The organism is Pseudomonas sp. 13159349 (assembly GCF_013305685.1).
In the GTDB taxonomy this organism is placed as follows: Bacteria; Pseudomonadota; Gammaproteobacteria; order Pseudomonadales; family Pseudomonadaceae; genus Aquipseudomonas; species Aquipseudomonas asiatica.
On the sequence record NZ_CP045553.1, the window covers coordinates 860,206 to 882,652 of the forward strand.

Genomic DNA, 22,447 nt, shown 5'->3' on the forward strand with positions numbered 1-22,447 from the left:
GCTGCGCCGGTGTTCGCGGCTAAAGCCGCTCCCACAGTGTCCCTGCTAATTCAATGAGTTTACGTGCAGTTCAATAAGGGGGGGGGCTGCCAACCCAGCCTGGCCCCTAGCGCTGGTAAGCCTTGCCAAAATGCCGCTCCAGCCGCGCCTGCACCAGCTCGAGCAGGATCGACAGCACCCAGTAGATCACCGCCGCCGTGGTCAGCATCTCCAGGTATCGATAGCTCGACCGCCCGTACGACTGCGCCAGGAACATCACCTCCCATACCCCCATCACCGATATCAGCGATGAATCCTTCAGCATCGAGATGAACTGGTTGGCCGTAGGCGGAATGATCACCCGCATGGCCTGGGGCAGGACGATATGCCAGAAGATCTGCGGCGTGCGCATGCCCAGCGCCAGTGCCGCTTCACGTTGCCCGCGCGCGACGCCGAGGATGCCGGCGCGGAAGATTTCGCTCAGGTAGGCCCCGTAGTTCAGCGACAAGGCGATGATGCCGGCGCTGATGGCGCCCGGTACCAGGCCCAGCTGTGGCAGCCCCAGGTAGATCAGCAGAATCTGGATCAGCAGGGGGGTGCCGCGGAAGAACGAGGTGTAGAAGCTGGCGACACCCACCAGCACCGCGCTGTTCGACAACCGCGCCAGCGCGGCGGCGAAGCCGAACAGTACCGACACCAGCATCGAGCACAGGCACAGGAACAGGGTCAGTGCCGCGCCTTGCAGAAAGCCGTTGGGCCCCAGCTTGAAACCGGCGAGGTTCGGAAACTTCTCCAGGATGATCGAGAACTTCAGATCGAAACTGAGGAAAAACGCGACGAACAGGCCAAACAGCGCCAGCCAGGTCAGCAACAGCCGGGTGCGAAAGCCGAACAGGCCGGCACCCGTGGGCTTGGCCACGGGCTTGGGGGATGAGGGGAAGGTGCTCATTTGCTGATATCGGCGCCAATCCATTTCTGCGACAGCTTGGCCAGGGTGCCGTCAGCCTTCAACTCGGCAAACACCTGGCGCACCTTGGCATCCCACTCGGGGTCGCCCTTCTCGATGGCCACCGAGTTCGGCTCTTCATACAGCGGGGCACCTGCCAGCTTGAAGCGCTTGTCCTGGTCCAGGCGCGGCTGCGCGGTCACCAGGTTGGTGAGGATGGCGTCCAGGCGTACGCCGGCGCCCAGGCCAAGGTCCTGGAAGGCGACGTTGTCGGTGTCGTAAGGCGCGATTTGCACGAAATCGAAGGGGTATTCGATCTTCTTGTCTTCGTCGCCTTCGATCACCAGGTTCTTGTTCAGGTAGCTCTCGTAGCTCGATGCACTGGTCAGGCCTACCTTGCGGCCTTCCAGGTCCTTGGCGCCATGGATGCGCTCATCCTTGGCGTTGACCACGATCACCGCAGGCGATGCGTAGTACTCCACCGGGAAGTCGAACACTTCGGCGCGGGCCTTGCTCGGGGTCATCGAGCAGATGCAGATGTCGTAGCGGCCGCTCCAGCGGCCTGCGGCGATCACGTCCCACGAAGGGGTTTCCAGCCGCAGCTTGACGCCGAGCTTGTCCGCCACTGCCTTGGCCACATCCACGTCGAAACCGTCCAGCTGGTTCTGGTCATTGAGGAAGGAAAACGGTGGGTAGCTTTCCATCAAAACGTTGACCAGTTCCTTGCGCGATTCAACCCGCTCCAGCGTGGCACCGGCAAAGGCCTGGGAAGCAGTTGCGAGCAGCACAAGGCCCGCACCGAGCACAGTTGAAAATCGCATGGACATACCTGAAATGTTGGCCAATTATAGGAAGCGGTATTTAATAGTTATAAATGTCACCTACATAATGAATTTTATTCATAAGCACCTTTAGAGTAGTTATATGAAACAGCGAGCGATGGTAATTCTCGACGGTGGCATGGGCCGTGAGCTGCAGCGCAGTGGGGCGCCGTTTCGTCAGCCCGAGTGGTCGGCGCTGGCGCTGAGCGAGGCGCCGGAAGCGGTGGTTGGTGTGCACGCAGCGTTCATCGCTGCCGGTGCCCAGGTCATTACCAGCAATAGCTATGCGGTGGTGCCGTTCCACATCGGCGAAGAGCGTTTTGCAAAGGAAGGGCGACAACTGGCCAATATCGCAGGCCAGCTGGCGCGGCATGCCGCCGATACCGCAGCGCACCCGGTCAAGGTGGCGGGCTCGCTGCCGCCGCTGTTCGGCTCCTATCGCCCGGACCTGTTCCAGCCCGAGCGCGTCGAGGAGGTGCTGGCCCCGTTGCTGCAGGGCCTGGCCCCGCATGTTGACTTGTGGCTGGCCGAAACCCAGAGCTCGGTTGCCGAGGTGCGAGCCATTCACGGCCAATTGCCGGCAGACGGCAGGCCGTTCTGGGTGTCGTTCACCCTGCAGGACGAAGAGGTCGACGAGGTGCCACGCCTGCGCTCCGGCGAGCCAGTGGCCGATGCCATCGAAGCCGTGGTCGGCCTGGGCGCGGCGGCCGTGCTGTTCAACTGCAGCCAGCCCGAGGTCATTGGCGCTGCACTGGATGTAGCGCGCTCGGTAATCGAGCGACACAACGCCGACATCGCCATTGGCGCCTATGCCAACGCCTTCCCGCCGCAGCCGAAGGAAGCCACCGCCAACGACGGCCTGGATGAGCTGCGCGAAGACCTTGACCCGCCGGGTTACCTGGCATGGGCCAACGATTGGCGTGAACGGGGTGCCAGCATGATCGGTGGCTGCTGTGGCATTGGCCCGGAGCATATCGCCGAGCTGAAACGCAACCTGGCGTAAAGCCTTGAAGGGGCAGGGCGGCTTCCGCACCCGCTCGGCCCCAGCCATTAAAAAAAACGTTACTCAGACCCGGATTCCATCGTTTTTCAGTCCCCCCGCCATGCCCCTATAGTCCGCTGAAAGCCGATGCCGAATCGGTGTACACAACTCAGCGGTGCGGGAACCGGATATGAACAAGAACGAGAAATTCGAGGGCAATGCAGCGGCCGGTATCGGTACGCGTGTGGTGTGGAGCGGGGAGCAGGTCCAGCACCCCTACAACGCTACCCAGACCCCGATCGTGGTCAGTGCCGCCTACGGCTACAACGACATCGATGCCTGGTACGACGTGGCGCAGGGCAAGCTGCCCGGCTACATCTACAGCCGCATGAGCAACCCGACAGTCGCTACCCTGGAAGCCAAGCTCTGCGAGCTGGAACAGTCCGAGTCGGCGGTGGCATTCAGCAGCGGCATGGCTGCCATCAGTGCCGTGCTGCATACCTTCCTCTCAAGCGGCAAGCGTGTGGTGTCGACCCGTGACAGTTACGGCGGTACCAACAAGATCTTCGAAGAGTTCCTGCCGCGCATGGGTGTGCAGGTCTGCCTGTGCGACACCCTCGACACCGAAGCACTGGAGCGTGAGATCGCCGCGGGTTGCGACCTGCTGTATCTGGAAACCCCTACCAACCCCACCCTCAAGGTACTGGACATCCAGCGCCTGAGCGCTGCCGCCCGGAAGGCTGGCGCCGTGGTAGTGGCCGATAACACCTTCGCCACCCCGCTGAACCAGAACCCGCTGGCCCTGGGCGTGGATGTAGTGGTGCACAGTGCCACCAAATTCCTGTCCGGGCACGGTGATGTACTGGGCGGGGTGGTGTGCGGTGCCGAGTCGTTGATGGCCCAGGTGCGCCACTACCGCGAGATCAACGGTGCGGCGCTGGACCCGTTTTCCGCCTACCTGATCATCCGCGGTATCAAGACCCTGGCCCTGCGCCTGCGTCAGCAACAGGCCAGTGCCCAGGCCCTGGCGCATTACCTGACTACCGAACCGCTGGTCGAAGCGGTCAACTACCCGGGGTTGCCCCAGCATCCGGGCCATGCGATTGCCAAGGCGCAGATGCGTGGCTTCGGCGCCATTGTCAGCTTCGTGCTCAAAGGTGGCATGCCCACCGTAGCGCGGCTGCTGCCGCGCCTGAAGTACGCCCATCGGGCGGGCAACCTGGGCGCGGTAGAAACCATCTACGGCCCGGCGCGTACCACCAGCCATGTGGAAAACACCCTCGAAGAACGGCTGGCCCTGGGCATTTCCGAAGGGCTGGTGCGCATTTCGGTGGGCATCGAGGACACCGAGGACCTGCTGGCAGACCTGGCACAGGCCTGTGCATCGGTGCGCCAGGAGTTGGCCGCAGCAAAGGAATTGCACGGTGACGAAGACGCCTGCCTGGCCGAAGCACAGGCCTGAGGCAGGCGTATAGCACCCGCTCCTTGCGGTGGGTGCCACTTCATGAAGTCGAACAAAAACAATATGCAAGGCAATTCGCTTCGCTCTGCCAAGACGAGGTCGTTGCAACGTCCTTGCCCGCCAACTTTCATGAGTAAACCACAATGTCCCTGCAGACAACGACAACGAGAAATGCTTCGGCGCATAGCTTCAAGCAGGATATGCAAACCCGCCATATCGTCATGCTGGCGCTGGGCGGTGTCATCGGTACCGGCCTGTTCCTGACGTCGGGCTACACCGTCAACCAGGCGGGCCCGCTGGGGGCGGTCATCGCCTATATCCTCGGCGCGATCATGGTCTACCTGGTGATGATGTGCCTGGGCGAACTGGCGGTACACATGCCGGAAGTCGGCTCGTTCAGCAGTTACGCCACGCGCTACCTCGGGCCGGGTACAGGCTACATGGTGGCCTGGATGTACTGGCTGACCTGGACCGTGGCCATCGGCTCGGAATTCACCGCCGCCGGTATCCTGATGGTGCGTTGGTTCCCCGATACGCCGGTGTGGATATGGAGTGCGCTGTTCGGGTTTGCGGTGTTCATCAGCAATATCATTTCGGTGCGGTCGTTTGCCGAAACCGAATTCTGGTTGTCACTGATCAAGGTGCTGGCGGTTATCGCCTTCCTGGTGGTGGGCGGCAGCGCGATCCTGGGCGTTTTCGAAATCACCCAGGCGCACAGTGTCGGGCTGGGCAACTTCACCCGCGAGGGGCTGTTCCCTACGGGCTTCTGGTCGATCGCCATGACCCTGCTGGCGGTGGCCTTCGCGTTCTCGGGTACCGAGTTGATCGGCATCGCCGCCGGCGAAACCCGCGACCCGGAAAAGAACGTACCCAAGGCCATCCGTACCACGGTCCTGCGGCTGGCGCTGTTCTTCGTCGGCACCATCTTCGTATTGGCTACCTTGTTGCCGCGTGAACAGGCCGGGGTGGTTGAAAGCCCGTTCGTGATGGTCTTTGCCATGATCGGTATCCCCTATGCGGCGGACATCATGAACTTCGTCATCATCACTGCACTGCTGTCGGCGGCCAATTCCGGGCTTTATGCAGCGGCGCGCATGCTGTGGACCCTCAGCGACCAAGGCAACATGCCCCGCCGGTACGCGGCGCTGTCGCGTCGTGGCACGCCGTTCAATGCCATCGTCCTGAGCATGGCCGGTGGCATGGCATCGCTGCTGAGCAGTGTGTTTGCCCCCGACACCATCTACCTGGCGCTGGTGTCCATTTCCGGGTTGGCGGTGGTGGTGGTGTGGATCAGCATCGCGGCCAGCCAGATGGCATTCCGTCGCCATTACATCGCCAATGGCGGCAAGCTCGAAGACCTCAAGTTCCGCGTGCGCGGCTACCCGTTCGTGCCGCTGGCGGCCATCTTCTGCTGCGTGCTGGCCTGCGTCGGCATTGCCTTCGACCCGGCACAGCGCGTGGCCCTGTACTTTGGTCTTCCATTTATCGCCTGGTGTTACCTGGCCTACTGGCTGACCCGCAAGTACCGCGACCGTCGCCCGCTGCAACCGGAAGCCTTGGCAACAGGTTCCGAGGCCGCCAGAGCAGGGTGATACTAGGGCACCGGAACGTTGCCACGAGAAACCGCCGATGACCCAGAAAACCCTGCCCCCCTTGAACTGGCTCAGAGCCTTCGAAGTGTCGGCGCGTTACCTGAACTTCACCCATGCAGCCGAGGAACTGCACCTCACCCAAGGGGCCGTGAGCCAGCAGATCCGCCACCTGGAGAGCCAGTTGGGAGTGGCGCTGTTCAAGCGCCTGCCCCGGGGGCTGGGGTTGACCGAAGAAGGCCAGTCCTACCTGCCGGTGGTGCAGGATGCGATAAGCCGCCTGGCGGTAGGCACCAATGAAATTTTCGGGCAACGCCAGCGTCGGCCCCTGAAAGTGCGCGGCAGCCTGTCGTTCCTGCATTTCTGGCTGGCGCCCCGCCTGGCCGATTTTCGCCGTTCGCACCCACAGGTGGACATCCGCTACATCAGCAACCTGTGGGTCAAGGAACTGGATGCAGAGGATGACCTGGAAATCCGCTGGGGCAGCGGCCAGTGGGCTGGCGTGGAAGCGCAGCGCCTGACCCGCGACCTGCTGGTGCCAGTCTGCTCCCCTGCGCTGATTGCCGGCTCCCCGCTGCGCGAGCCGCGCGACCTGGCCCGCGTCCCGTTGCTGCATGTGCTGGGTTACGAGGAGGGGTGGGGTTATTGGCTGGAGCGGGTAGGCGCCGATCAGGTCGATTCTTCCAGCGGCCTGCAGTTCGACACCCTGGTGGCGACCTTGCGCATGGCGGAACTGGGGCTTGGGGTGGCACTGGCGCGCTCGTCGCTGGTCGAGGACTTGCTGCAGGAGGGGCGGCTGGTGGCGCCTTTTGCGCAGCGCATCGAGGCGAGCGAGTCGTTTTACCTGGTACGTGGCCTGGCTGAGGCGTTGTCCACGGATGCCCAAGCCTTCAGCCACTGGTTGGTGGCGATGGCCCACCGTTAATCAAATACTACCTGGAGCACCGATGCAGTACACATCCACGCGCGGCAACGAGACACGGGTTGATTTCCGCACGGCGCTGCTTTCCGGGCTGGCCGACGATGGCGGGCTTTACGTGCCGACTGCGGTGCCGACGTTCAGCCAGCAGGATATTGCCAGCTGGTCGTGGTTGCCGTTCGACGAACTGGCCTGGCGGGTAATGGCGCCGTTTGTCGGCGACACGCTCGATGAGCCGACCCTGAGAGCGCTGGTAAGCGACAGCTACCGCGGCTTCAAGCACCGTGGCATCGCACCGTTGCAGCAGATTGGCCATAACGAATGGATCCTGCAGCTGTTTCACGGGCCTACCCGTTCCTCCAAGGATTTCGCCGCGCAATTGCAGGCGCGGCTCATCCGCCATTTCCTGGGCCCCGATTGCGAACGGGTCATGCTGGTCGGTGCCAGCAACGGCGATACGGCGGTGGCCGCTATCGAAGCCTTGCGGCATTGCCCTACGGCACGCTTGCTGGCGCTTTACCCCAGTGCCGGGACACCGGCCGACCGGGCGGCGGTGATGCGCAGTGCCGCTTCCGAAAGCGTGAGCTGCGTGGCCGTGGACGGCAGCTTCGATGACTGCCAGTCGCTGGTGTCGGCGCTGCTGCGTGCATGGCCGTGCCCCGGGCTGATACCCGTGAGCTTCAATTCGACCAACTGGGTCGGCGTGCTGGCGCAGATCGTGTTCTATTTCCACGCGGCGCTTCAGCTGGGTGGTGGGATTCGGCCGGTGGGTTTCAGCATCCCCACGGCCAGTTTTGCCGAGATCTACGCGGGGTTCATTGCCCAGAAAATGGGCCTGCCGATCAACCAGATCATTGTTTCCACCAACCGCAACGATGCCTTGCACCGGTTCATCCACTGCAATCGCTACAGCCGTGGCTCCACCAGCCAGACCTTGTCGCCGGTCATGGACTTTTCGCTGTTCTCCAACCTGGAACGTTTCGTCTGGGAGCTGTATGACCGCGATGGTGGGGCGACCCGGGCACTGATGGAGCATTTCGAGGATTGTGGCGAGTTGAGCATCGGCAACCGCCAGTGGCTGCACGCGCGCATGCTGTTCGACTCCTATGCCGTGGATGACGCGCTGATTCGCGAAGAAATCGTCACGCTGTTCCAGGAAACCGGCTGCGCAGTAGACCCACACGCTGCCACCGGGGCATTCGCCGGGCGCCTGCACCGGCGCAACATTGGTGCGCCGATCGTCACGCTGGGCCAGTTTGCCCCGGAAAAGTCTGCCGGGTTGCTGGCGGAGCTTGGGGCCTGGCATGGCGAGGTGCCGGCCTGTGGTGTTGGCAGCGCAGGCGTTGGGCCGCTGCTGGCGCCAGAGGACCTGGCGGGGGTTCATGAAATACTGGCCCGGTTGCAGGCAGGACGATGAAGCGCATCCTCGACCCCCTGGACGAGCGTATTCTCGCCGAGCTCACCGCCAATGCACGCATTGCCCATGCCGAACTGGGGCTCAAGGTGAACCTGTCGCGTAATGCGGTACGCCAGCGCATCGAGCGCCTGGAGCGTGACGGGGCCATCCAGGGCTATACCCTGCGTATCGGTGAGGGGCGACGACCGACCTCGCTGATCAACGCGGTCATCTTCGTCTACCGCTACGACCGCATGCGCGGAGAGGCTGTGCTCGATGCATTGCGCCAGATCCCCGAGGTGATCCAGTGTGAAGTGCTCAGCGGCGAATTCGACCTGCTGCTGCGCGTCGAGGCTTCCAGCCCGGAACGGGTGCACCATGTATGGAAGGAGATTGCCGCCATGCCTGGGGTCGAGAACACCGTGACATCGTTCGTCCTGGCCACGGTGATCTGAGACGCGCGCTTGCCGTTTGGTAACCCTCGCTACAACAACGCTGCCCGGGTTTGCGCCCTGGCGGCGTTTTGCATTCCGGCGGCGCTCAGGCGTGCATCGGCTACTGGTCAGATTGGCCAGTAAATACAGCGGATTGCCATATTCAACTGGCATTGCACGGCTCTTACGCTTGTCCCCATCGACCAACCGCCTGGAAAGGACAGCGAACCATGACCGAATACAAAATTGCACTTGTTGGCTTTGGCGGTGTGAACCGTGCCCTGGCCCAACTGATCGCCGAACGCAATGCGCGCTGGCAGCAAGAGCTGGGCTTTGGCCTGAAGATCGTTGGCGTGACCGACCTGTTCCTGGGGTCGGCAATCGACCGCAACGGCCTGGATGCGGCCACGCTCGCTGCACTGCCTGCTCAGAAGGGGGCGCTGGCGCAGATCCCGCAAGGTTCGGCTGAAGCGTTCAACGAATCGGTGATCAAGCAGTCCGGTGCCGACATCATCGCCGAGGCCACATTCACCAACCCCAAGGACGGTGAGCCGGCGGCAACCTTCTGCCGTTGGGCGCTGGAAGCTGGCAAGCATGTGGTCACTACCAACAAGGGGCCGATCGCCTTGCATGCTGCGGCGCTGAAGGCCCTGGCCAAGGCCAATGGTGTGTCGTTCGAGTACGAAGGCGCGGTCATGAGCGGTACGCCGGTGCTGCGCATGGCGCGCCAGACGTTGGCCGGTGCAGGCCTGGTGGGGTTCGAGGGCATCCTCAACGGCACCTCCAACTATGTGCTGACGCGCATGGAAGAGGGACTCGGTTTTGCCGATGCAGTGGCCCAGGCGCAAGCACTTGGCTATGCCGAGGCGGACCCGAGCGCCGATGTGGAGGGGTATGACGTACGCCTGAAAGTGGTGATCCTCGCCAACGAGCTGCTCGGCGCTTGCTTGCAGGTGAATGATGTGACCTGCAGCGGGATCAGCAGCCTCGATAGCGCTGCTATCCAGCAAGCGCAGGCGGCGGGCCAGCGCTGGAAACTGATCGGCAGTGCCAGCCGTGAAACCGATGGTTCGGTGCGTGCCAGCGTCGAAGCGCGCCTGTTGCCCGGCAACCACCCTCTGGCGGGTATTTCCGGTGCCACCAATGCGGTTGCGTTCAACACCGAATTGCTGGGCGCTGTAACCGTGTCCGGCCCGGGTGCGGGGCGTGTCGAAACGGCATTCGCCCTGTTGTCGGATATCGTCGCCATCCACACTGCTGGCCGCTCGGCCTGAGGAGCAACCTTCATGAGCCTGACTTCCGTGTCCCGGGTAGCCGTCCAGCAACCCGCCTTGATCGATGTCTACAGCCCGTTCGACGGTAGCCTGGTCGGCAGCGTCGCCAACCTTGCTGCCGATGCCGTGCCAGGTCTGCTCGTGCGTGCTCGGCAGGGCGTGCACGAAAGTGCCGCGCTGCCTCGGCACCGTCGCGCCAGCATCCTGGAGCAGGCGGCCCGGCTGATTGAGCGCGATGCAGCCGATTTTGCCGGCCTGATTGTCGACGAAGCGGGCAAGACCCTGCGTCAGGCCGAGAAGGAGGTGAAACGCTGCATCAACACGCTCAAGCTGTCTGCCGAGGAAGCGCGGCGCAATGCCGGCGAGGTGGTGCCGTTCGATGCCTACGAAGGCTCCGAATCGCGTCAGGGCTGGTTCACACGCGAGCCGCTGGGGCTGATCCTGGCCATCACGCCGTACAACGACCCGCTCAACCTGGTGGCGCACAAGTTGGGGCCAGCGATTGCCGGGGGCAATGCGGTCATTCTCAAACCCTCGGAGCTGGCCCCGCTTTCTGCCTTGAAGCTGGTGCAGTACCTGGTCGACGCGGGGCTGCCAGAGGCCGTCGTCACCGTGGCCACTGGCGGTGCCGAACTGGGCAAGGCCCTGGTGGCCGTGCGTGAAGTGCGGATGATTTCCTTCACCGGCGGTTTCGCCACAGGCGAACAGATTGCCCGGGGGGCGGGCCTGAAAAAACTGGCCATGGACCTGGGTGGCAACGCCCCGGTGCTTGTACTGAAGGACTGCGACCTCGAGGCCACTGTCGAGTCTTGTGTATCTGGCGCGTTCTGGGCAGCCGGGCAGAACTGCATCGGCACCCAGCGCATCCTGGTGGAAGCTTCCATCTATGAGGCATTCCGCCAGCGCTTCGTGGCCTTGACCCAGGCCATGGTGGTAGGTGATCCAGGCCTGCGCGAAACCGACATGGGGCCGATGATCACCGAAGGCTCGGCCCGGCAGATTGAAGAGCGCGTGAACCAGGCCCTTCAAGGCGGCGCTCGCCTGCTCTGTGGTCACAAGCGCCAGGGGGCTACCTATTCGCCGACGGTGCTGGAAGGTGTTGACCACGCCAGCCGGCTGTGGCGTGAAGAGGTGTTCGCACCGGTGGTGATGCTGGCGCCCTTCGAGGAGATCGAGCAGGCCATAGCGCTGGCCAATGCCCCGGAGTACAGCTTGCACGCTGGTGTGTTTACCCGAGACCTGTCCTTGGCGTTGAGCCTGGCACGGCGTATCGAGGCGGGCGGCGTGATGATCAACGACTCGTCCGACTACCGCTTCGATGCCATGCCATTCGGTGGCTCGAAATATGGAAGCCTTGGCCGCGAGGGGGTGCGGTTCGCCTACGAGGACATGACCCAGCCCAAAGTCGTCTGCCTCAACCAGATGGGTTGAGAGGGGGAACCTTGATGATCGAACGTTATGGACAAGGCGAGCGGATGTCGCTGGCGGTCTGCTACAGGGGCCTGTTCGAAACGGCAGGCGTGGTTGCGGACGACCTGCAGCAGGATGTACAGGGCCAGTTGCGCCAGGCGTTGGGTACGATCGATGGGCTGATGGCAGAGGCCAACGTCGACAAGGAGCATTTGACCCGGGTTCAGTTATGGATCGCCGACTACAGCCACTTCGACCTGGTCAATGAGGTGTACGATGCCTGGTTGAAGGGGTATCCGAAACCTCCACGGGCTTGCGTAGGCGCAGACCTGGGAGAGGGGTATCTGGTCGAGGTGCAGGTGTTTGCCGTGTGCCCTGAGCGCTCCTGACCCAAAGCGGCTGACGCCCCGGGTCAGCGCACAAACCGGGGTATCGCCTTTACGTAGGCCAGTTCGCCTAGCAGTTCCACCAATGTCTGCGTAATCACAGCTGCCGCCGCCAAACCGCGCATGTCTTCCGGCAACGCCAGCGCCAGCGGCAGCACTACCAGCGAATTGCGCGTGGCGGCGCTGAAGGTTACCGAGCGTGCCTCGGTCACCGGCAAGCGCAGCAAGCGCGCCGCAACGAACCCGAGCACTGGCGCCAGCAGCATGAAGCCGATGTACACCGGAATCACCGGCAGCAAACGGTCGAAATCACGCAGTACCACGGCAATCTGCGAGGCGATGACCACCACCAGCACCAGAGCCATGGCCGGTACCGGCATCCACGCCCAGGCGTCGTTCCAGGTCGAGACCGTGCGTGAGCGACGGGTGCCGGCGCTGGTGAGTACGGCGAGGACCATCGGCAGCACGATCAGTAGCACGAAGGCTTCCACGAACGGGGTGATGGAGATGGCCACGCTGCTGTTGTCACCCAGCATCAGGGCCAGGTAGAGCGGCAGCATTGCCAGTTGTACCAACAGCAGCACAGGGGTGGCGGCCAGGGTCAGGCGGGAGTCGCCTTTGCCGATGTGGGTGAAAACCACCACGTAATCGATGCACGGTGTCAGCAACACCAGCAGCGCGCCGATGAGTATCGCCGGGTGCTCGACCAGCCCGCGGGTGATGGCCCATACCAGTAGCGGCACGAGGACGAAGTTGGCCAGCAGCAGGGCGGAAGTGAAGCGGCGGTTGCCCAGACCCTGGCGCAAGTCGAGGAAGGGGATCTGCAGGAACATCGCGTACATCAGCACCGCGATGGCGGGGGTGACCAGCGCCTCCAGGAGCTGTGCAGTGTCGCTGGTCAGCAGGCCGAACGTGACGGCGGCAAGCACGGCGACGAAATAGATCGGGACCTGGTGGGTTTCAAGTTGCTCTCTGGTCAAGGTAGGGCCTGTGCTTGAAGGGAGGAACGCAATCATAACCTGTGGGAGCGGGCGTGCCCGCGAATACCGGCGCAGCCGGTGCCATCCACCGAGTCGTCTTCTTCGCGGGCACGCCCGCTCCCACAGGATTCGCCACCTGAAAACGAAAAAGCCCGGCACTAGGCCGGGCTTTTTCCTGTCAGGCAATCGCCAATCAGTTGCCGTAAACCGGCAGCTTCTTGCAGATGGCCTTGACCTTCTCACGCACGGCGTCGATCACCGCTTCGTTGTTCAGGTCAGCCAGGATGTCGCAGATCCAGCCAGCCAGCTCGCGGCACTCGGCTTCCTTGAAACCACGGGTGGTAACGGCTGGGGTGCCGAAACGAAGGCCCGAGGTGACGAACGGGGAACGTGGGTCGTTCGGTACCGAGTTCTTGTTGACGGTGATGAAGGCTTTGCCCAGGGCGGCGTCAGCGTCCTTGCCGGAGATTTCCTGCTTGATCAGCGACAGCAGGAACAGGTGGTTCTGGGTGCCACCGGAAACCACGTCGAAACCACGCTCGATGAACACGCTGGCCATGGCCTGGGCGTTCTTCACGACCTGCTGCTGGTAAGCCTTGAACTCAGGCTGCAGGGCTTCCTTGAAGCAGATGGCCTTGGCAGCGATGACGTGCTCCAGCGGGCCACCCTGGGCGCCAGGGAAGACGGCGGAGTTCAGCTTCTTCTCGATCTCTTCGTTCTTGCGAGCGAGGATCAGGCCGCCGCGCGGGCCGCGCAGGGTCTTGTGGGTGGTGGTGGTGACCACGTCGGCGAACGGAACAGGGTTCGGGTACACGCCAGCGGCAACCAGGCCGGCAACGTGGGCCATGTCGACGAACAGGTAGGCACCGACTTTGTCGGCGATGGCGCGGAAGCGGGCGAAGTCCAGAACCTGCGAGTAGGCCGAGAAGCCGGCAACGATCATCTTCGGCTTGTGCTCGACGGCCAGGCGCTCGACTTCGTCGTAGTCGATCAGGCCGTTGCTGTCGATGCCGTACTGGATGGCGTTGTACAGCTTGCCCGAGGAGCTTACCGAAGCACCGTGGGTCAGGTGGCCACCGTGGGCCAGGCTCATGCCCAGGATGGTGTCACCGGCCGACAGCAGGGCCAGGTAGACGGCGGCGTTGGCCTGGGAGCCGGCGTGCGGCTGGACGTTGGCGTAGTCGGCGCCGAACAGTTCCTTGGCACGGTCGATGGCCAGCTGCTCGACGACGTCGACGTACTCGCAACCACCGTAGTAGCGCTTGCCTGGGTAGCCTTCGGCGTACTTGTTGGTCAGGACCGAGCCCTGGGCCTCCATGACTGCCGGGCTGGTGTAGTTTTCCGAAGCGATCAGCTCGATATGCTCTTCCTGGCGCAGAGCTTCTTGCTGCATGGCTTCGAAGAGCTCGGCGTCGTACTTGGCAATGGTCAAATCACGGCTGAACATGGCGGTCCTCAAGGATCGGGGTGAATTGGGGGGGCATTCTAACCGATTGATCCGCGGCTGGCATATGAAGTGGCATCAAGTCGCGGACCAATGGGCTTCACGTTGCATCCCGCGCCGTGTCTGGGCTGGGCGGGAACTGGAGTTGACTCGCAGGTCCGTTTTTACAGGTGCGCTTCTCAGGCCGGGCGCGGTCCCTGTAGGAGCGGCCTTGTGTCGCGAAAGGGGCGCGCAGCGGCCCCGCGATTGCAGCGTTGCCGCCGAAATTGTCGGGACCGCGTTGCGGTCCTTTCGCGACACAAGGCCGCTCCTACAGAGTCCGCGCACGCCAGGAGGCGTCGGGGTCAATGGAACATGAAGAGCTTCTCGTTGGCGAACTGCGCCTCGAACTGATGCGCCGGCATCGGCCGCCCGAACAGGTAGCCCTGCACCTCGTCGCAACCATGCTCGCGCAGGAACTCCAGCTGCTCGTGGGTCTCCACCCCTTCGGCGATCACCGCCAGGTTGAGGCTGTGGGCCATGGCGATGATCGCCCGGGCAATTTGCGCATCCTGTTCGCCTTCGGGCAGGCCGTCGACGAAGGTGCGGTCGATCTTCAGCACGTCGATCGGGAACTGCTTGAGGTAGTTCAGCGACGAATAACCGGTGCCGAAGTCGTCCACCGCGATGCTCAGGCCGAGGTTTTTCAGGCTGGCGAGAATCTGCATGGCTTCGTTCACTTCGCGCATCAGGATGCTTTCGGTCAGCTCCAGCTCCAGGCACGCCGGTGGCAGGCCGGTTTCTTCCAGAATGGTGGCGATGCGCGTACCCAGCTGGCCGTCGGAAAACTGCCGCGCCGAGATGTTCACCGACACCTTGGGCACGCGCACCTTGGCCTTGTGCCAGGCCTTGAGCTGGCGGCTGGCCTCGCGCAGCACCCAGTCGCCCACGTCCACCACCAGGCCCAGTTCTTCGATCACCGGGATGAAATCGCCCGGCGGCACCAGGCCGCGGGTCGGGTGGCGCCAGCGCAGCAGGGCTTCGGCGCCGGTCAGGCGCTTGCCGTCGCCACTGAACTGCGGCTGGTAGTAGAGGATGAACTCGTTCTGCTCCATGGCATGGCGCAGGTCGCTCTCCAGCTCCAGGCGTTCCAGGGCGCTGGCGTTCATCTCCGCCTGGTAGAACTGGAAGTTGTTCTTGCCGCGCTCCTTGGCGTGGTACATGGCGGTGTCGGCGTTTTTCATCAGCTGGCTCAGTTCGCTGCCGTCCTGCGGGCTGAGGGCGATGCCGATACTGGCGGTAACGAAGAACTCGCGGTTTTCCAGCACGAACGGCCGCACCAGGCTGCCGAGGATGTTCTCGGCCACGTGGATGGCGCGGTTGAGTGCCATCTCGCGGGTCGCGCGCGGTTGCAGCAGCAGGGTGAACTCGTCGCCGCCCATGCGCGCCACGGTGTCGTCGTTGTCCACACAGGCCAGCAGGCGCTGGGCCATGTCCTTGAGCATGCGGTCGCCGGCAGCGTGGCCGAGGGAGTCGTTGATCGGTTTGAAGCGGTCCAGGTCGAGGAACATCAGCACCACCCAGGCCTTTTGCCGCTCGGCCTGCTGCAGGGCGTTGTACAGACGGTCCTGGAACAACGTGCGGTTGGGCAGGTGGGTGAGGGCGTCGTAGTAGGCCAGGCGGTGGATGCGCTGTTCGCTGGCCTTGCGCTCGCTGATGTCGGTGAAGAAACACACGTAGCTGGCCAGGTCGCCTTCGTCGTCCAGCACTGCGGTAATGCCGACCCAGGCCGGGTAGTGGTCGCCGTCGCGGCGCTTGAGCCACATTTCGCCCTCCCAGCTGCCTCGCTGGTAAAGCTGCTTCACCACGTAGCGCAGGTGGCCTTCCTGCTGCTCGTCGACGGTAAGCATGCCCGGCAACTGGTCGAGCACCTCGCTGACGGCGTAGCCACTGACGCGGCTGAACGCTTCGTTGGCCTGGACGATATAGCCCGCCGGGTCGGTGATGAGGATGGCCGAGGTGGAGTGCTCGAATACCGTCGCTGCCATGCGCAGGTCTTTCTCGGCACGGCGTTGCTGGCTGATGTCGCGGCCAACCCCGAGCACGCCTTCGAAGCGCTCTTCATCGTCCCACACCAGCACCAGGCGCAGTTCGATGGGGATCTTGCGGCCATCGGCGCGCAGGCAGTCGAAAAGGAACAGCTGGGTGGGCAGTTGGTTGCGTAGCTGGGCCAGCTGGGCCGGGTCGCCCATGGCCTTGCTGACGCGCTCCATCAGGCTGTAGATGCCGGTGAGCTGGGACGGGTTGGCGATGATCGACTGCCAGCCGTTGGCGAAGATCCAGTCGGCCTGGTAGCCCAGCACGCTTTGCACCGAGGGGCTTACGTAGTTGAGCTGGAGCAGGTTGTCGGTGGAGAAGATCACGTCGCTGATGCTTTCGGCGAGCATGCGGTAGCGCTGCTCGCTGTCGCGCAGCGACTGGCTGGCCTCGATCTGCACCGTCACGTCCTTACCCACGCCGATGATGCGTGTCACCAGGCCGTCGGCGTCACGGGTCAGCACTTGTTCGCGGATGTCGTAGCAGCGCCAGCCGCCATCGCGGTGGCGGAAACGCAGCTGGCAGTGCAGCGGCTGGTCATGGCCGCTGTCCCGCTGTTGCTGGCGCAGCGCCTGGTAGTGCGTGGCATCCTCGGGGTGCAGCAGCAGTTCCCAGAAGCGCTCGCCCATCTGCGCCAGCTCGGTACGGTCGTAGCCCAAGGTCTGGCCGAGGTGGCGGTTGCTGAAGATCATGCGCTGGCTGAGCACGTCCTGCACATACAACTGGTCGGGCACGGTGCGCACCACGTCCGACCAGAAGCTTTCGCGCTCCAGCAGCGACAGCTCCACCTGCTTGCGGCTGGTGATGTCGCTGATGCTGAGGATGACCGCCTGGTAGTCGCGGCGCTGCTGCGGCAGGCGGGCCATCAGCCACAGGTGCAGCTCGCCACCCAGCGGCGCCGGCAGGCGCACCTCCAGCTCCAGCAGCGGGCGCTGCTCGATCAGCGCGTCGATCAGTTGCATGCCGATGCTGTCGCGGCCATCGCCAGTGCCATCGATCAGGCGCTGCCAGGCACCTTCGTGGCTGTCGATGTTCAACAGTTGGCGGGCCACCTGGTTGATCTCGGTGATCTTCAGCTCCAGCAGCAGCGAGCGGCGCAGGTTGGGGTCCAGGGCCAGGCTGTGTTTGAGCGCGGCACGGTTGCGCAGGTGGTAACGGTCGAGTTGGCCGGGCAGGCTGGACAGGTCGAGCACACACAAGGCCACGCCGGTGCCTTCGAAAATTTCCTGATAGCGCCGGCGGTCGTCCTGCAGCGCCCGTTGGCGGCGGCGCATGTTGACCAGGGCCAGCATCGGCAGCAGGGCGCAGAACAGCACCAGCAGGCATTTGCCGAGCAGCGCCGGCAGCAGCTTCTGTTGGGCCAGCTTGGCGTCGAACAGGCCGCGCAACTGCCAGGTACTGTTGTCGATGAAAGCCAGCATCACGCTTTGCAGCGGTTCGTTGCTGGTAACGGCCGGCGCATGGCTTTGCAGTACCTCGCCGTTGCGGCTGTTTTCCAACAGCCACAGCGGGTGGCCGGCACCATCCAGGTGGAGGGTGAGGGTGCGGTAGTAGTCCGGCGACAGGCGCAGCAGCCAGTAGCCGCGGCCTTGTTCGGTGGCCTGGCGTAGCAATAGGTAGACGGTGCGGTTGTCGCCCGAATTGGTGAAGAAGTACGGGCTGCCCTGGTTCAGCCTAAGCAGCTCGTCAAGCAAATGGCGGTCGGGGCTGCCGGCCAGGCTGTCGGCCTGCACCTGCCCGGTAGCGTCCAGCCAAGCCATGCTCTGCAGGGCCGGCAGGCGCTCGCGAAGGGTGCCCATGAGGCTGGGCAGGGCCGAGGGCGTCGGCGCCTTGACGTAGGGCTGCACCACATTCACGGCCTGTTGCGCCTTGAGGGCCATGTTCAGGCTCAGGTGGTCGGCCAGTTCGGCGGTGGCGTCCAGGCTCTGTTTGCGCAGGTCGGCCTGGGTATGGTTGAACTGGGCGAACAGCTGCCACAGCAGCAGGCCCAGCAGGATCAGGGCCAGCAGCGCCAGCGCACCCTTGATCGACCCGCGCAGCGAGGCCACGGGCGCCTGTGGCGCGGAACGCAATGTCGACGGATGAGTAAGATTGGTCAAGCGTTGATCCTGCGATTGGGCTGGCGATGGCAGGGATGGATCATGCACGGTGTGTGCCGGTGTCTGGTTGCCAGACCGCGGTGGCGCACTATAAGGCCGGACACCCGAAACGGGCTAGCATGCCTAGGATTATGGCAAAGTGCCAGCCGATGTGACCGGTGGTGCCTGCCCGGTGGTTCGGCAAGCCCCTGCAACCTGTGCGAGAATAGCGCCCGCTTCAAATGACAACGCATCGGAGATGTTCGGTTTTGGTTACTCACTTTTCCTCCAATGGCCTCGATTCCGCCTGCGGGCGCAGCAGTCAGACCCTTGTCAGCACTGCCGTGACCGAGGACGTATCCTGCAAGTCTTGCCAGCGTTCGCTGAGCAAACCCGAGGCGGCAGCTGTCGCCAAGAGCAAGAGCCCATCGCTGGCCGAACTGCGCAAGACCGCCAAGGCGGCAGTTGAGCCGGCAGTCGCCGTGGCCGAGGTCAAGCCGGCGGCCAAGGTTGTCAGCGTGCCTGCGGCCGCCAAACCGGCAAAAGCTGCCGAGCAGCAGCCGACTCGTAGCGGTGGCTTCAGCGTGAAGTCCGCCTGGGCCGCGCGCCTGGCCGAGCAGGGCGACCGTTGCCGCTTGCCGCGGGGCAAGGCCAAGCAGCGTCACGTCTGAGTCATCTGCAGCTGTACCGGCCCTTTCGCGGCTTCAGCCGCGAAGAGGCCGGTACAGGCAATAGAATCCCCCCGGTCCTACCCCCACCATCCGCCCCTCCTATGCAACGCCGCGCGTTGGCGTAGAATGGTCGACTTTGTTCAATGACACCCCGTAAATACATCCCCCTGGCCAGCGCGCCGGGGCGATCGTCGATGTCTTTACCTATCTGATTAGAGGGCTTGGTTTTGGCTCAATACGTCTACACCATGCATCGGCTGAGCAAGGTCGTGCCGCCGAAGCGGGAAATTCTCAAGAACATTTCCCTGTCGTTCTTCCCGGGCGCCAAGATCGGCGTGCTCGGCCTGAACGGCGCGGGTAAATCGACCCTGCTGCGGATCATGGCGGGCGTCGACAAGGAATTCGACGGCGAAGCCCGTCCGATGCCCGACATCAACGTCGGCTACCTGCCACAGGAACCGCAACTGGACCCGAACAAGTCGGTGCGCGAAGTGGTCGAGGAAGCGGTCAGCGTGATCAAGGACGCCCAGGCGCGCCTGGACGAGGTCTATGCTGCCTACGCCGAACCGGATGCCGACTTCGACAAGCTGGCCGCCGAGCAGGCCAAGCTGGAAGCCATCCTGCAGGCCGCTGACGGCCACAACCTGGAGCGCCAGCTGGACGTTGCCGCCGACGCCCTGCGCCTGCCGGCCTGGGATGCACGCATCGAGCACCTGTCCGGTGGTGAGAAGCGCCGAGTGGCCCTGTGCCGCCTGCTGCTGTCGGCCCCCGACATGCTGCTGCTGGACGAACCGACCAACCACCTGGACGCCGACTCGGTGGCCTGGCTGGAGCGCTTCCTGCACGACTTCCCGGGCACCGTGGTAGCCATTACCCACGACCGTTACTTCCTCGACAACGTCGCTGGCTGGATCCTGGAACTGGACCGCGGCGCCGGTATCCCGTACGAAGGCAACTACTCGGGCTGGCTGGAAGCGAAGTCCGAGCGTCTGGCGCAGGAATCCAAGCAGCAGAGCGCCCACGAAAAGGCCATGAAAGAGGAACTGGAGTGGGTGCGCAAAGGCGCCAAGGCCCGCCAGTCCAAGTCCAAGGCACGTCTGCAGCGCTTTGAAGAAATGCAGTCGCAGGAATTCCAGAAGCGCAGCGAAACCAACGAGATCTACATCCCGGCCGGCCCGCGCCTGGGCGACAAGGTCATCGAGTTCAAGAACGTCACCAAGGGCTACGGCGACCGCGTGCTGATCGACAACCTGTCGTTCTCCATGCCTAAAGGCGCCATCGTCGGTGTGATCGGTGGTAACGGTGCCGGTAAGTCGACCCTGTTCCGCATGCTGATGGGCAAGGAACAGCCGGACTCGGGCAGCATCGAGATCGGTGAAACCGTGCAGCTGGCCTGCGTCGACCAGAGCCGCGAAGACCTGGACGGCGGCAAGACCGTATTCCAGCAGGTTTCCGACGGCTCTGACATGATCCGCATCGGCAACTACGAGATCCCGTCGCGTACCTATGTGGGCCGCTTCAACTTCAAGGGTGGCGACCAGCAGAAGTTCGTCAAGGACCTGTCCGGTGGTGAGCGTGGCCGCCTGCACCTGGCCCTGACCCTGAAGGAGGGCGGTAACGTCCTGCTGCTCGACGAACCGTCCAACGACCTCGACGTCGAAACCCTGCGTTCGCTGGAAGAAGCCCTGCTGGACTTCCCGGGCGCGGCGATCGTGATCTCCCACGACCGTTGGTTCCTGGACCGTGTGGCTACCCACATCCTGGCGTACGAAGACGACTCGAACGTGGTGTTCTTCGAGGGTAACTACACCGAGTACGAAGCCGACCGCAAGAAGCGCCTGGGCGATGCTGCTGCCCAGCCGCACCGTGTACGGCACAAGAAGCTGGCCCAGTAAGCCGGTGTTCTGATGCACAAGAATGGGGCCCTTCGAGGCCCCATTTTTGTGCCCGACTGGGAAGTGGTGCTGGCTTCATTCGCGGGCATGCCCGTACCCACAGGAGCCCCTGAAACCCAAGGCCTGTGATGAACCTGTGGGAGCGGGCGAGCCCGCGAATGAAGCCGCCGCCGCCCCGAGTTTTGTATACACTTATATAAAACGCACCAAATAATTTCAAAAAAACGACATTTCGCCCTATTCCGGTGCGATTGCTTCTTGGTACATTCCTGAAAAAAACCAATAAGTCCAATCCTCTTGGTGAGATGTCTACCATGATCGAATCTGTCGACAATTTCCTCGCGCGCCTGAAGCAACGCGATCCGGCCCAACCTGAATTCCACCAGGCTGTGGAAGAAGTGCTGCGCAGCCTGTGGCCATTCCTCGAGGCCAACCCGCATTACCTGCAGGCCGGCATTCTGGAGCGTATGGTCGAGCCCGAGCGCGCCGTACTGTTCCGCGTGTCCTGGGTCGATGACCAGGGCAAGGTGCAGGTCAACCGCGGCTACCGCATCCAGATGAGCAGCGCCATCGGCCCGTACAAGGGCGGCCTGCGCTTCCACCCGTCGGTCAACCTGGGCGTGCTGAAGTTCCTGGCCTTCGAGCAGGTGTTCAAGAACTCTCTCACCTCGCTGCCCATGGGCGGCGGCAAAGGCGGCTCGGACTTCGACCCCAAAGGCAAGAGCGACGCCGAAGTCATGCGTTTCTGCCAGGCGTTCATGAGCGAGCTGTACCGCCACATTGGCGCTGACCTGGACGTCCCGGCCGGTGACATCGGCGTGGGTGCCCGCGAAATCGGCTTCATGTTCGGCCAGTACAAGCGCCTGGCCAACCAGTTCACTTCGGTGCTGACCGGCAAGGGCATGACCTACGGCGGCAGCCTGATCCGTCCGGAAGCCACCGGCTACGGCTGCGTGTACTTCGCAGAGGAAATGCTCAAGCGCCAGGACAAGCGTATCGATGGCTGCCGCGTGGCGATTTCCGGTTCGGGTAACGTGGCCCAGTATGCCGCGCGCAAGGTCATGGACCTGGGCGGCAAGGTGATTTCGCTGTCTGACTCCGAAGGCACCCTGTACGCCGAAGCTGGCCTGACCGATGCCCAGTGGGATGCGGTGATGGAACTGAAGAACGTCAAGCGTGGCCGCATCAGCGAACTGGCCGCGCAGTTCGGCCTGGAGTTCCGCAAGGGCCAGACCCCGTGGAGCCTGCCGTGCGACATCGCCCTGCCGTGTGCCACGCAGAACGAACTGGACGCCGAAGACGCCCGCACCTTGCTGCGCAATGGCTGCATCTGCGTGGCCGAAGGCGCCAACATGCCGACTACCCTGGAGGCTGTGGATATCTTCCTGGAGGCCGGCATCCTGTACGCCCCGGGCAAGGCCTCCAACGCCGGCGGCGTGGCCGTGTCGGGCCTGGAGATGTCGCAGAACGCCATGCGCCTGCTGTGGACTGCCGGTGAGGTGGACAGCAAGCTGCACAACATCATGCAGTCGATTCACCATGCGTGCGTGCATTACGGTGAAGAGGCGGATGGCAGCATCAACTACGTCAAAGGTGCGAACATCGCGGGCTTCGTGAAAGTGGCTGATGCGATGTTGGCGCAAGGCGTGGTTTGATCTGAGGCCGTTGGGGCCGCTTTGCGGCCCTTTCGCGACACAAGGCCGCT

At 63.4% G+C, this 22,447-nt stretch carries 17 protein-coding genes; 12 read left to right on the forward strand and 5 right to left on the reverse strand.

Translation table 11 applies throughout. The features are described 5' to 3' along the window. Nucleotides 1-106 precede the first annotated feature (106 nt). Together GEV38_RS03975 and GEV38_RS03980 are read right to left on the reverse strand one after the other, a co-directional pair. Nucleotides 107-928 carry an amino acid ABC transporter permease gene (locus GEV38_RS03975; protein WP_015268879.1) on the reverse strand — a complete coding sequence of 274 codons (822 nt, stop codon included), beginning with the start codon at nt 926-928 and terminating at the stop codon, nt 107-109. Beyond that, entirely contained in the window at nt 925-1,746 is an 822-nt protein-coding gene (locus GEV38_RS03980) for an ABC transporter substrate-binding protein (RefSeq protein WP_003256303.1), read from the reverse strand. Before GEV38_RS03980 ends, GEV38_RS03975 begins: the two co-directional genes overlap by 4 nt. 118 nt (nt 1,747-1,864) lie before the next feature. Here GEV38_RS03980 and GEV38_RS03985 point away from each other — a divergent pair, with 118 nt between their 5' ends. From GEV38_RS03985 to GEV38_RS04025, 9 genes are all read left to right on the forward strand, one after another. Further along, complete coding sequence (locus GEV38_RS03985) at nt 1,865-2,749, forward strand: homocysteine S-methyltransferase family protein (protein WP_170976289.1); 885 nt, start codon at nt 1,865-1,867, stop codon at nt 2,747-2,749. 169 nt (nt 2,750-2,918) lie between these two features. Beyond that, complete coding sequence (locus GEV38_RS03990; protein ID WP_015268882.1) at nt 2,919-4,190, forward strand: cystathionine gamma-synthase family protein; 1,272 nt, start codon at nt 2,919-2,921, stop codon at nt 4,188-4,190. A 143-nt stretch (nt 4,191-4,333) separates the two neighbouring features. Next, on the forward strand, nt 4,334-5,782 hold the full coding sequence (locus tag GEV38_RS03995) for an amino acid permease (protein ID WP_054572296.1): 1,449 nt from the start codon (nt 4,334-4,336) through the stop codon (nt 5,780-5,782). A gap of 37 nt (nt 5,783-5,819) precedes the next feature. Continuing rightward, the gene (locus GEV38_RS04000; RefSeq protein WP_054572297.1) at nt 5,820-6,704 is read left to right on the forward strand and encodes a LysR substrate-binding domain-containing protein; all 885 of its coding nucleotides are present in this window, start codon (nt 5,820-5,822) and stop codon (nt 6,702-6,704) included. Nucleotides 6,705-6,726: 22 nt separating this feature from the next. Beyond that, entirely contained in the window at nt 6,727-8,115 is a 1,389-nt protein-coding gene (locus tag GEV38_RS04005; protein ID WP_015268885.1) for a threonine synthase, read from the forward strand. Next, complete coding sequence (locus GEV38_RS04010; protein ID WP_015268886.1) at nt 8,112-8,549, forward strand: Lrp/AsnC family transcriptional regulator; 438 nt, start codon at nt 8,112-8,114, stop codon at nt 8,547-8,549. Before GEV38_RS04005 ends, GEV38_RS04010 begins: the two co-directional genes overlap by 4 nt. A 209-nt stretch (nt 8,550-8,758) precedes the next feature. Continuing rightward, entirely contained in the window at nt 8,759-9,802 is a 1,044-nt protein-coding gene (locus GEV38_RS04015; protein ID WP_054572298.1) for a homoserine dehydrogenase, read from the forward strand. Nucleotides 9,803-9,814: 12 nt separating this feature from the next. Beyond that, nucleotides 9,815-11,233: an aldehyde dehydrogenase family protein gene (locus GEV38_RS04020; protein ID WP_015268888.1), complete on the forward strand. Its 1,419-nt coding sequence runs from the start codon at nt 9,815-9,817 to the stop codon at nt 11,231-11,233. A gap of 44 nt (nt 11,234-11,277) precedes the next feature. Continuing rightward, nucleotides 11,278-11,601, forward strand: coding sequence for a RidA family protein (locus tag GEV38_RS04025; RefSeq protein WP_052329203.1), 324 nt, complete (start codon nt 11,278-11,280; stop codon nt 11,599-11,601). A gap of 23 nt (nt 11,602-11,624) precedes the next feature. Here GEV38_RS04025 and GEV38_RS04030 read toward each other — a convergent pair whose 3' ends face one another. From GEV38_RS04030 to GEV38_RS04040, 3 genes are all read right to left on the reverse strand, one after another. Beyond that, the gene (locus GEV38_RS04030) at nt 11,625-12,578 is read right to left on the reverse strand and encodes an arsenic resistance protein (RefSeq protein ID WP_054572299.1); all 954 of its coding nucleotides are present in this window, start codon (nt 12,576-12,578) and stop codon (nt 11,625-11,627) included. Nucleotides 12,579-12,771: 193 nt separating this feature from the next. Next, on the reverse strand, nt 12,772-14,025 hold the full coding sequence (gene glyA / locus GEV38_RS04035) for a serine hydroxymethyltransferase (protein WP_003256308.1): 1,254 nt from the start codon (nt 14,023-14,025) through the stop codon (nt 12,772-12,774). Between the two features lie 341 nt (nt 14,026-14,366). Continuing rightward, entirely contained in the window at nt 14,367-18,197 is a 3,831-nt protein-coding gene (locus GEV38_RS04040) for a bifunctional diguanylate cyclase/phosphodiesterase (protein ID WP_043935307.1), read from the reverse strand. A gap of 248 nt (nt 18,198-18,445) precedes the next feature. Here GEV38_RS04040 and GEV38_RS04045 point away from each other — a divergent pair, with 248 nt between their 5' ends. The 3 genes from GEV38_RS04045 to gdhA all read left to right on the forward strand — a co-directional run bounded on the left by GEV38_RS04045 (nt 18,446) and on the right by gdhA (nt 22,397). Continuing rightward, complete coding sequence (locus GEV38_RS04045; protein WP_054572300.1) at nt 18,446-18,847, forward strand: hypothetical protein; 402 nt, start codon at nt 18,446-18,448, stop codon at nt 18,845-18,847. 227 nt (nt 18,848-19,074) lie between these two features. Continuing rightward, nucleotides 19,075-20,742: an energy-dependent translational throttle protein EttA gene (gene ettA / locus GEV38_RS04050; protein ID WP_015268893.1), complete on the forward strand. Its 1,668-nt coding sequence runs from the start codon at nt 19,075-19,077 to the stop codon at nt 20,740-20,742. 314 nt (nt 20,743-21,056) lie between these two features. Further along, on the forward strand, nt 21,057-22,397 hold the full coding sequence (gdhA, locus tag GEV38_RS04055) for an NADP-specific glutamate dehydrogenase (protein WP_015268894.1): 1,341 nt from the start codon (nt 21,057-21,059) through the stop codon (nt 22,395-22,397). Nucleotides 22,398-22,447 lie beyond the last annotated feature (50 nt).

Excerpts from the sequence above, each read along its gene's own strand:
- GEV38_RS03995 (WP_054572296.1), top strand. The coding sequence starts at position 4,334 with ATGTCCCTGCAGACAACGACAACGAGAAATGCTTCGGCGCATAGCTTC.
- GEV38_RS04025 (WP_052329203.1), top strand. The coding sequence starts at position 11,278 with ATGTCGCTGGCGGTCTGCTACAGGGGCCTGTTCGAAACGGCAGGCGTG.
- GEV38_RS04010 (WP_015268886.1), top strand. The coding sequence starts at position 8,112 with ATGAAGCGCATCCTCGACCCCCTGGACGAGCGTATTCTCGCCGAGCTC.
- glyA (WP_003256308.1), bottom strand. The coding sequence starts at position 14,025 with ATGTTCAGCCGTGATTTGACCATTGCCAAGTACGACGCCGAGCTCTTC.
- GEV38_RS03975 (WP_015268879.1), bottom strand. The coding sequence starts at position 928 with ATGAGCACCTTCCCCTCATCCCCCAAGCCCGTGGCCAAGCCCACGGGT.
- GEV38_RS04020 (WP_015268888.1), top strand. The coding sequence starts at position 9,815 with ATGAGCCTGACTTCCGTGTCCCGGGTAGCCGTCCAGCAACCCGCCTTG.
- GEV38_RS03980 (WP_003256303.1), bottom strand. The coding sequence starts at position 1,746 with ATGCGATTTTCAACTGTGCTCGGTGCGGGCCTTGTGCTGCTCGCAACT.
- GEV38_RS04015 (WP_054572298.1), top strand. The coding sequence starts at position 8,759 with ATGACCGAATACAAAATTGCACTTGTTGGCTTTGGCGGTGTGAACCGT.
- GEV38_RS04005 (WP_015268885.1), top strand. The coding sequence starts at position 6,727 with ATGCAGTACACATCCACGCGCGGCAACGAGACACGGGTTGATTTCCGC.
- GEV38_RS03985 (WP_170976289.1), top strand. The coding sequence starts at position 1,865 with ATGGTAATTCTCGACGGTGGCATGGGCCGTGAGCTGCAGCGCAGTGGG.
- gdhA (WP_015268894.1), top strand. The coding sequence starts at position 21,057 with ATGATCGAATCTGTCGACAATTTCCTCGCGCGCCTGAAGCAACGCGAT.
- GEV38_RS04000 (WP_054572297.1), top strand. The coding sequence starts at position 5,820 with ATGACCCAGAAAACCCTGCCCCCCTTGAACTGGCTCAGAGCCTTCGAA.
- GEV38_RS03990 (WP_015268882.1), top strand. The coding sequence starts at position 2,919 with ATGAACAAGAACGAGAAATTCGAGGGCAATGCAGCGGCCGGTATCGGT.